A 5,480-nucleotide genomic window follows, 5' to 3' on the forward strand; every position below is an offset into this window, starting at 1 on the left:
CATCACCACCGCCCAGATCGCCACCGCCTGACCAGCCCACCAGCACCGGACCCCGACAAGCCGACAACCCAAGAACCACCAACCCGAACCACACCGGTCAGCTACAACCACAAAGAGCAACAGGCTCCCTGGCGCCCTGTTTCTTTGATGATCATGGCCGCCTCGTGAACCGCCGGGAAACAGTGCGTGTGCGTCCGGCGGGTTCGCCGTGACGACCCGGTTCGGGCCCGATCCGGTGGGTTAGCCTGCACGCGACTTCACCATCCACACTCCCCCGCCAGAGGATGTCATGAAGCTGTTCGTGCAGGTCCCGTGCCTCAACGAGGAGGAGACGCTGCCGCTGGTGCTGGAGTCGATCCCGGACACGATCCCCGGCATCGACGAGATCCGGGTGCTGGTCATCGACGACGGGTCGAGCGACCGGACCGCGGAGGTGGCCCGCTCCTATGGCGCCGAGGTGCTGCGCCATCCGCGCACGATGGGGCTGGCCCGCTCGTTCCGCGACGGCGTCGACTACGCGCTCGCGCGCGGCGCCGACATCGTCGTCAACACCGACGGCGACAACCAGTACCCGCAGGAGCGCATCCCCGACCTCGTCTGGCCGATCATCGCCGGTCAGGCCGACATCGTGATCGCGGACCGGCAGACCAGCACGATCGCGCACTTCTCGCCGTTCAAGAAGACGATGCAGCGGGTCGGCTCGCGGGTCGTGAACTACGCCGCCCGGACCGACCTGCCCGACGCCGCCAGCGGGTTCCGCGCCTACTCGCGGGCCGCGCTGCTGCGGCTCAACGTCGTCACCCAGTTCAGCTACTGCATGGAGACGATCATCCAGGCCGGCAACAAGCGGCTGGCGATCACCTCGCTCCAGATCGAGACGAACCCGAAGACCCGCGAGTCGCGGCTGTTCAAGAGCCCGTGGCAGCACATGTACCTGTCCGGACGGGCCATCTCGCGCTCGTACCTGATGTACCGGCCGAACGTGATCCTGACGTGGATCGGCGTGCCGATGCTGATCGCCGGGCTGGTGCCGTTCGTCCGGTTCCTCGCGTTCTGGCTGAACGGCGACGGCGGCGGGCACATCCAGTCGCTCATCTTCGGCAGCGCGATGCTGGTCGGCGCGCTGCTGACGTTCGCGCTGCTGGTGATCGTCGACCTGCTACGGACGAACCGCATCCTGCTCGAGGAGACGCTCGAACGGATCAAGACCCTCCAGTACACCGGCACCAGCCCGGAGGAGGCCCTGACCGAGGAGCTCATCGCATCGTGAGGGTGCTGGCGTTCGGCACCTACGACGCGCGGACGCACCCGCGGATCCAGGTGCTGATCGACGGGCTGCGCGAGCGCGGCGCCGACGTCCGCGAGCTGGCCGAGCCGCTGGGCCTGGACACCTCCCAGCGGGTGCGGATCCTGCGCCGGCCGTGGCTGCTGCCGGTTCTGGCGGCGAAGCTGGGACGGCGCTGGCTGTCGCTGGCCCGCCGGGCCCGCGGGCTCCCCCGCGCCGAGTGGCCGACCCACGTGCTGGTCGGCTACCTCGGGCACTTCGACGTGCTGCTGGCGCGGCTACTCTTCCCGTCCAGCACCATCGTGCTCGACCACCTGATCTTCGCCGCCGGCACCGCCCGCGACCGCGGCGTCCGGACGGGGTTACGGACGGCGCTGCTCGACCGCCTGGACCGGCTCGCGATCGGCGCCGCCGACGTCGTCGTGACGGACACCGCCGAGCACGCGGCGCTGGTGCCGGCGAAGCGACGGAACGACGCGGTCGTCGTGCCGGTCGGCGCGACGCGGGCCTGGTTCGACGCCGCGACGGCCGCGACGGCCGCCCCGGGCGGCGGGCCGCTGAGCGTCGTGTTCTTCGGGCTGTTCACGCCGCTGCAGGGCGCGCCGGTGATCGCCGAGGCGCTGCGGCTGCTGGCCGAGCGCGGCGTGCACGTGCGGGCGACGCTGGTCGGCTCCGGCCAGGACGCGGCCGCCGTCCGTGCGGCGGTCCGCGGCCTGCCGACGGTCACCTGGCACGACTGGGTCGACGCCGCCGAGCTGCCGGCGCTGGTGGCCGGGCACGACGTCTGCCTCGGCATCTTCGGCACGACGGACAAGGCCCGCGCCGTCGTCCCGAACAAGGTCTACCAGGGCGCCGCCGCCGGTTGCGCCGTCGTCACCAGCGACACCGCGCCGCAGCGCCGCGCGTTCGGCGACGGCGCCACGTTCGTCCCGCCCGGCGACGGCCCGGCCCTGGCCGACGCGCTGCAGAAGCTCGCCGACGGCACCGAGCTCGCCCGCGCGCGAGCCGCCAGCCGGACGGCCGCCACCCGGTTCACCGCCTCCGCCATCGTCGCGCCGCTGGTGCAGGCGCTGGACCCGGCGGCGACACCGGCCCGATGACCGCGCTCCTCGCGCTCACGCGCCGCCCGTGGGTGCGGCGGGGGTTCCTCGTCCTCGCGCTGGCCGCGGCGGTATGGGCGATCGCGAGCCGGTGGGACGAGGTGCGCGACGCCTGGTCGGAACTGCCGCCGTTGACGGTGCTGGCGGCGTTCGTCGTCGCGCTCGGGTACGTCGTCGCGACGATGGCGTCGTGGCGGGCGGTGCTGGCCGACCTCGGCTCGCCGGTGCCGCTGGGCCCGGCGGCACGGATGTTCCTGCTCTCCCAGCTCGGCAAGTACGTGCCCGGCGGGGTGTGGAACCTGGTCGCCGCGGCCGAGATCGGCGCGGACCTGCGGATCCCGCGGCGCCGGTCGGTGACGGTCATGGCGGTCGCGCTGCTGGTGTCGATCGTGACCGGGCTGCTGGTCGCGGTCGTCGCGGTGCTGGCCGGGCCGGACGACGTCCGCGAGACGTACTGGCCGGTGCTGCTGGCGCTGCCGCCGCTGGCCGCGCTGCTGGCGCCGCCGGTGCTGAACCGGCTGGTGAGTCACGTGCTGCGGCTGCTGCGCCGGCCGCCGCTGGAGCAGCCGCCGACCGCCGGCGGCATCGCCCGCGCGTCGGCGTGGGCGCTGGTCGCCTGGCTGCTGGCCGGCCTGCACCTGTACCTGCTGGTCACCGCGCTCGACGCGGACGCGACGCTCGCAACCGCCGCGCTGACGACCGGGGCGTACGCCCTGGCCTGGACCGCGGGCTTTCTCGTCGTCGTGGTGCCGGCCGGGGTCGGCGTGCGCGAGGCCGTGCTCGGTGTGGTCCTGGCCGGCCAGCTGTCCACCGGCGCGGCCGTCGTCGCCGTGCTGGCGTCGCGGCTGCTGCTCACCGTCGCCGACGTCGCGCTCGGCCTGGCCGCGGCCGGGCGGCGGCGGTAGCCGTGCGCGAGTCGTCCGCCTACCGGGCCGCGCTGACCGCGATCACGCTGCTGGTGGTCGCGGTCGCCGGCTGCTGGGCGCTGCTGACCCCGGCGTTCCGTGCGCCGGACGAGCCGCAGCACGTCAACAGCGTGCTCCGGCTCGCCTACGGCGGCGGCTGGCCGGCGCCGGGCGAGGCGACGATGAGCCCGGCGCTGGACGCCGCCCGGGCGCAGGCCGCGCTGGAGTCCGACCTCCCCGGCCGGCGCTGGAACCGCGACGACGTCGTCCAGTACACCGACGTCGAGCCGATCCCCGACCAGCTGCGAACGCACATCTCGGCGGACACCGCGCTGCCCGCGGGCGGCGGCGAGGTCGACCAGATGACCCAGCACCCGCCGCTCTACTACGCCGCCGCAGCGGTCTGGCTGGAGGCGACCGGGACGGAGGACGCGCGCTGGGACCGGCTGCTGCTGTCGCTGCGCCTGTTCGACGTGCTGCTGCTGGCGCCGCTGCCGTTGCTGGCCGCCGCGACGGCCCGCACGCTGGGCGCGGACCGGCCGGTGGCGCTCGTGGCGGCCGCCGCGACGCTGTTCGTGCCGATGTCCGCGCACATCCTGTCCGCCGTCACCAACGACGCACTGGTCACGCTCGCCGGCGCGGTCCTCACCTGGCTGGTGGCACGGGTGCTGGCCGGCGACCTGCGGTGGCGGACGGCGGCCGGGATCGGCGTCGCGCTCGGCGCCGGACTGCTCACCAAGCTCATGCCCGGGTTCGCCGTGCCGATGGTGCTGCTGGCATACGTGCTGGCCGGACGCCGGACGGCGTGGTCGCGGGCGCTGGTCGCAGGCGGGGTCGCGTTCGCCACCGGCGGCTGGTGGTGGCTGCGCAACCTGCTCGTGTACGGCGCCGTCCAGCCGGTCGGGATCCCGGAGCGGTGGGAGCCGGTGCCCGACGCCGGCCTGCCGCACTTCGTCACGACCGTGCTCACCGGGTTGACGCGCTCGTTCTTCGGCGACTTCGGCTGGCTGGAGCTGCGGGTCGCGCCCCCGGTCTATTGGACCGGGGCCACGCTGATGGCGGCGCTGTGCGTGGCGGCGCTGGTCCGCCGCGACTCCCGCCGCGACGCCGCGGTGCTGCTGCTCCTGCCGGTCGCGCTGTGGCTCGGCGTCGTGAGCAACGCGTGGCGGGGCTACGTCGACACCGGCTGGATCACCGCGGTCCAGGGCCGGTACCTGTTCGCCGGGCTGACTGCACTGGCCGTCGTGACGGCGCTCGGCGTGCGGCCGCAGGCCCGTGCGGTGCCGTGGATCGTCGCCGCGGGCGGGGCCGTCGCGGCGACCGCGCTCGCGTTCGGCTTCCGCGGCTTCTTCTGGGGCCACGGCGAGGGCCTGTCCGACGCGGCCGCGCGGCTGGCCGGCTGGAGCCCGCTCTCCTCCGGTCAGCTGGTGACGGCCGGGGTGCTGACGGCGATCGCGGGGGCGGCCGCGGTCGGCGCCTGCGTGCGGTTCGCCGTCGTCAGTGGCAGCACCAGCCAGGCCGTCCCGGCGATCGCCGCACCTGCCAGCACCGCCGTGACGACGGACGGCACCGGCGCGTCGGTGTAGTACCACGGCTCCACCGGCGGCGTCGTCAGCTCGACGGCGAGCCAGCCGGCCAGGTCGGCCAGCGTCACCGCCGTCCAGACCGGGATGAGCAGCCGTGGCCGCGCTGCCAGGCCGGCGGCGATCGCCAGGCAGAGCGGCAGCGCGACCGGCAGCGCGTAGCGCGGGTACACGCCGCCGCTGTTGGACGCGAACACGACCTGCGTCGCCACGAGTACCAGCACCGGAAGCACGAGCAGCAGGCCGAGCGCGAACCGGTCGGCGTCGACCGCCTCACGACGACGCCGGACCGCCCGGGCCACCGCGATCCCGATCGGGATCCACACCAGCACCAGGCCGGTGACCACCATCGCCGTCGTGACGTATGTCGTGCGCGGCGGCTGCTGGCCGGCCCACCAGAACAGGTTCGGCAGCCGCAGCCAGGTGACCCATTCGATCAGCACCTGACCCAGCGGCTTCGGCGAGCGGCCCTGGTGCTCGATCGACCAGTCGAAGTGCGAGCCGGTGATCGTGCCGGTCAGCTCGACGTTGCGGTCGTAGAACCAGCCGGCCGCGGCCAGCACGACCGCCGGCCCGCCGAGGAGCAGACCGAGCACCGGTCCCCACC

4 protein-coding genes are annotated in these 5,480 nt (G+C 74.2%); all 4 read left to right on the top strand.

Annotation, left to right across the window (positions count from 1 at the left end; translation table 11 throughout):
• Positions 1–289 precede the first annotated feature (289 nt).
• The 4 genes from C1I92_RS32460 to C1I92_RS32475 are packed head-to-tail and all read left to right on the top strand — an operon-like array spanning position 290 to position 4,876.
• Positions 290–1,270: a glycosyltransferase family 2 protein gene (locus C1I92_RS32460; protein WP_111258762.1), complete on the top strand. Its 981-nt coding sequence runs from the start codon at positions 290–292 to the stop codon at positions 1,268–1,270.
• The gene (locus tag C1I92_RS32465) at positions 1,267–2,385 is read left to right on the top strand and encodes a glycosyltransferase family 4 protein (RefSeq protein WP_199521820.1); all 1,119 of its coding nucleotides are present in this window, start codon (positions 1,267–1,269) and stop codon (positions 2,383–2,385) included. Before C1I92_RS32460 ends, C1I92_RS32465 begins: the two co-directional genes overlap by 4 nt.
• Positions 2,382–3,290, top strand: coding sequence for a lysylphosphatidylglycerol synthase domain-containing protein (locus tag C1I92_RS32470; RefSeq protein ID WP_111258764.1), 909 nt, complete (start codon positions 2,382–2,384; stop codon positions 3,288–3,290). The genes C1I92_RS32465 and C1I92_RS32470 overlap by 4 nt, the downstream gene beginning before the upstream one ends.
• Before the next feature lie 2 nt (positions 3,291–3,292).
• Positions 3,293–4,876, top strand: a complete 1,584-nt coding sequence (locus C1I92_RS32475; RefSeq protein ID WP_111258765.1) for a DUF2142 domain-containing protein — start codon at positions 3,293–3,295, stop codon at positions 4,874–4,876.
• Positions 4,877–5,480: the final 604 nt, after the last annotated feature.

Origin of the sequence: Jiangella anatolica (genome assembly GCF_003236295.1) — a bacterium.
Lineage (GTDB): Bacteria > Actinomycetota > Actinomycetes > Jiangellales > Jiangellaceae > Jiangella > Jiangella anatolica.